At 73.6% G+C, this 4,491-nt stretch carries 2 protein-coding genes; both read left to right on the top strand.

The genetic code is table 11. From position 1 onward, the window contains the following. On the top strand, window positions 1-3,392 hold a 3,392-nt coding region (locus tag ACYVMZ_RS39075; protein ID WP_461088043.1), incomplete at its 5' end, for a type I polyketide synthase. Then, the coding region (locus tag ACYVMZ_RS39070) for a beta-ketoacyl synthase N-terminal-like domain-containing protein (RefSeq protein WP_461088041.1) at window positions 3,393-4,491 on the top strand (1,099 nt) is incomplete at its 3' end. It abuts the gene before it with no gap.

Here is a 4,491-nt window from a genome sequence, read left to right as displayed (position 1 = left end):
TCGCCGACTTCGGGGCTGCGACCATCGTGGAGTTGGGCCCGGACGCGGTCCTGACCGCGATGGCGCATGACACGCTCACCGCCCCGGAGGCCCAGGCTGGCCTGATCCCGGCCCTGCGCAAGGACCGCCCGGAGCTGGACTCGTTCCTGACGGCACTCGCCCAGGCGCACGTCCGAGGCACCCCCGTCGACTTCACCCCCCTCTACACCCCGACCGAGTCCCGCCACCGCGTCGACCTGCCCACCTACCCCTTCCAGCACCAGAGCTTCTGGCTCCGCCAGACCGGCAGCACCACCCCGGACGTCGCATCCGCGGGCCTCGTCCCCGCCGGGCATCCCCTGCTCGGTGCGGGTGTGCCGTTGGCAGACACGGACGGGTACGTCTTCACGGGGCGGCTGTCGTTGCAGTCGCACCCCTGGCTGGCGGACCACGCCGTCGCCGGCCGGGTGTTGCTGCCGGGTACGGCCTTCGTCGAGCTGGCCGTTCACGCGGGCGGACAGATCGGCTGCGGCACGCTCGAGGAGCTGACGTTGGGCGCTCCGCTCGTACTCCCCGAGCAGGGCAACGTGCAGCTGCAGTTGAGCATCGAGGCGCCGGACGCTGCTGGGCGCCGGGCCCTCAGCCTGCACTCGCGTCACGAGGTGTCCGGTGGTGACGGGCTGTCCGCGGAAGCGTGGACCCGGAACGCGACCGGCATCCTGAGCGAGTCCGTAACGGGCCCGAAGGACTTCGACGCCCCCGAGGGGGACGAAGAGCTCGCGGCGTTCGACGCGAGGACCTGGCCGCCGCGCGATGCGCAGCGGATCGCGGTCGACGGCCTCTATGACGACCTGGTGGCGGCGGGCTTCGACTACGGCCCGGTGTTCCAGGGGCTGCGGTCCGTGTGGCGCCGTGGTGAGGAGATCTTCGCCGAAGTGGCCTTGGACGAGGAGGCGCGGACGGAGGCCGGTGCGTTCGGGCTGCACCCGGCGCTCCTCGACGCGGCGCTGCACGCACGGGCGACCGGTGTCGCCGTCGGCGAGGGAGGCGGAACCGCGGACGCGTCGTCGCCGGCGTCTGCCGCGGGCGGCGGGTTGCCGTTCGCCTGGACCGGGGTGACGCTGCACGCCGCCGGCGCCGGGGCCGTACGTGTCCGGCTGGTCCCGCGGGGTGCGGACGGCGTCTCCCTCGACGTGGCGGACACCGCCGGCGAACCCGTGGCGACCGTGGCCGCGCTGGTGTTCCGGCCGATGTCCAAGGAGCTCATCGAGCAGATGAGCGGCCCGGACACCGATTCCCTCCACCGGGTGGTGTGGAACCCCCAGCCCAGCCGCAGCACCGAGCTCCCCGCATCCGGGACCTGGGGCCTGCTGGGCGCGGACGCCACGGCCCTCGCCGCCGGGGACACGGCTGGTCTCGCTCTTCCGGCGTGGCGGGATCTGGCCGCGCTCACCGCCGCCGTCGAGGCGGGCGAGCCGGTGCCGGAGACCGTGCTCCTGACCGTCGGCGGTACGGCGGGCGACATCCGCGAGGTGGCGGGCCCCGACGAGGTCGCCGCCACGCTGACCGAGGTGCTGGGCACACTGCAGAACTGGCTGCACGACGAGCGCTTCGCGGCCTCCCGGCTGGCCGTGGTCACCCGGGGCGCGGCCGCCGTCGGTGAGGACGTACCCGAGCCGCTGGCCGCCGCCGTGGCGGGGCTGGTGCGATCGGCACAGTCGGAGCACCCAGGCAGGTTCGCCCTGGTGGACCTGGGCCGGGAGGCGCACGAGCACGGCACCGCGAGGTCGGCACCCGCCCTGCTGACTCCCGCCCTGCCGGCCGCCGCGCTGGGGACGGACGAGCCGGAGGTCGCGATACGGGACGGCGCGGTCTGGGTGCCGCGACTGACCAAGGTCACCACCCCGGCCGACGTGAAGGCCGGTACGTGGGGTGGGGGAACGGTCCTCGTGACGGGCGCGCTGGGCGGCCTGGGCCGGGTCGTGGCCCGGCACCTGGCGGAGCGGCACGGCGTGCGGGATCTGCTGCTGGTCTCCCGCCGCGGCGAGCAGGCACCGGGCGCACCTGAACTGCGGGCGGAGCTGGAGGCCCTGGGCGCCCGGGCCACCGTGGCCGCCTGTGACGTGGCCGACCGGGACGCGCTGGAAGAGCTGCTGGCGCGGGTCGAGGACCTGTCGGCGGTCGTCCACGTGGCCGGTGTGCTGGACGACGGCGTGGTCACCTCGCTCACACCGCAGCGACTGGAGAGGGTGCTGCGGGCGAAGGTGGACGCGGCGCTGAACCTGCACGAGCTGACCGCCGGCCGGGACCTGGACGCCTTCGTCCTGTTCTCCTCCTCGGCGGGTGTCTTCGGCAGCGCGGGACAGGCCAACTACGCGGCGGCGAACGCGTTCCTGGACGCGCTCGCCCACCACCGCCGCGCCCAGGGGCTCCCGGCCACCTCCCTCGCCTGGGGCCTGTGGGCCCAGGCCAGCGACATGACGGGCGGGCTCGCGGACACGGACCGCAGCCGTATGACGCGGACCGGAGTCCTGGCCCTGAGCACGGACGTGGCGCTCACCCTCCTCGACCGTGCGACGGTGAGCGAACACCCGGCGCTGGTTCCCGTCCGGCTCGACACCGCGGTGCTGCGTACCCAGCCCGCCGAGGCGCTTCCCGCGCTACTGCGCGGGTTGGTCAGGCCGTCGATACGGCGTGCCCAGGACACCGGTACGGCGGCCACCCCGGTCGAGTCCCTGGCCCAGCGCCTGGCGGGCCGCTCGCCGGCCGACCGCGAGCGCGCCCTGGTCGACCTCGTCCGCGCCCATGTGGCCGGCGTACTCGGCTACGCGTCCCCGAACGCCGTCGAACTGACCCGAGGCTTCCTCGAGCTCGGCTTCGACTCCCTCACCGCCGTCGAACTGCGCAACCGCCTCACCGCGGAGACCGAGCTGCGGCTCCCGGCCACGCTGATCTTCGACTATCCGAACCCGGCGGCGCTCGCCGAGTACCTCGCGGAGGAACTGCCCGTCCTCGGGGACACCGAGCCCGGATCGGACCCGGGCGGCACCCACGGGCAGCCATCCGCCACCCCCGGGGCCGGAGCGCACGGTGGTCCCGGAACCCCCGGAGCCCTCGCCGATCCCCGTGATCTGCACGCACAGCTCGACCACCTGGAACGAGCCCTGAGGTCCGTGGGCGACACCGCCGACGACACAGAACGGGACCGGGTGGCCGACCGGCTGCGCTCGCTGCTGTCCGCGTGGGGCAGTGCACCCCTCTCCACCGCGCACGGCGGAGCCCCGGACCACAGCGAACTCGAGAACGCCACCGCCGACGAGATCTTCGATCTTCTCGACAACGAACTCGAGACCCCCTCAGACACCAACCGTCCCGACCGCTTCGGACCCGACCGCTTCGAGGAGGCGCTGTAAATGGCGGACGAGGAGAAGTACCTCGATTACCTGAAGCGGGCCACGGCCGACCTGCGTGACGCCCGCCGCCGGGTGCGCGAGCTCGAAGAGCGCAGCCAGGAGCCCCTCGCCATCATCGGCATGAGCTGCCGCTACCCCGGCGGTGTGACCACCCCCGAGGACCTGTGGAACCTGGTGGCCGACGGCACGGACGCCATCTCCGCGTTCCCCACCGACCGAGGCTGGGACACCGACGAGCTCTTCGACCCCGACCCCGACCGGCAGGGCACCAGCACCACCGCCGAAGGCGGGTTCCTCTACGAAGCCGCCGAGTTCGACGCCGGATTCTTCGGCGTGTCCCCGCGCGAGGCCTTGGCCATGGACCCGCAGCAGCGGCTGCTGCTGGAGACCTCCTGGGAGGCCATCGAACGCGCCGGCATCGACCCGGCCTCGCTGCGCCGCAGCCGCACCGGCGTCTTCGCGGGCGTCATGTACTACGACTACGTGGCCCGGCTCCACGCCCTGCCAGAAGGCGTCGAAGGCTACGTCGGCACCGGCAACGCGGGCTCGGTGATCTCCGGCCGGGTCGCCTACACCCTCGGCCTGGAGGGCCCGGCGGTCACGGTCGACACGGCCTGCTCCTCCTCCCTGGTCGCCCTGCACCTCGCGGCGCAGGCACTGCGCCAGGGCGAGTGCGACATGGCCCTCGCCGGCGGCGTGACGGTCATGCCCACCCCCGGCACCTTCATCGACTTCAGCCGCCAACGCGGCCTGTCGACGGACGGCCGCTGCAAGTCGTTCGCGGCCGCGGCCGACGGCACGGGGTGGGGCGAGGGCGTCGGCCTGCTGCTCCTGGAACGTCTGTCGGACGCCCGGCGGAAAGGCCACAAGATCCTTGCCGTCGTGCGGGGTTCGGCCGTCAACCAGGACGGCGCCAGCAGCGGGCTCACGGCTCCGAACGGTCCGTCGCAGCAGCGGGTGATCCGGGCCGCGCTCGCCAATGCCGGGCTGACGGCGGGTGATGTGGATGCGGTGGAGGCGCACGGTACGGGGACGACGCTCGGGGATCCGATCGAGGCGCAGGCTCTGATCGCCACGTACGGCAAGGACCGGCCCGCTG

This window comes from Streptomyces deserti (assembly GCF_054782695.1).
Note: the sequence above shows the minus strand (reverse complement) of the source record. Positions and strands in the feature narration are given on the sequence as shown.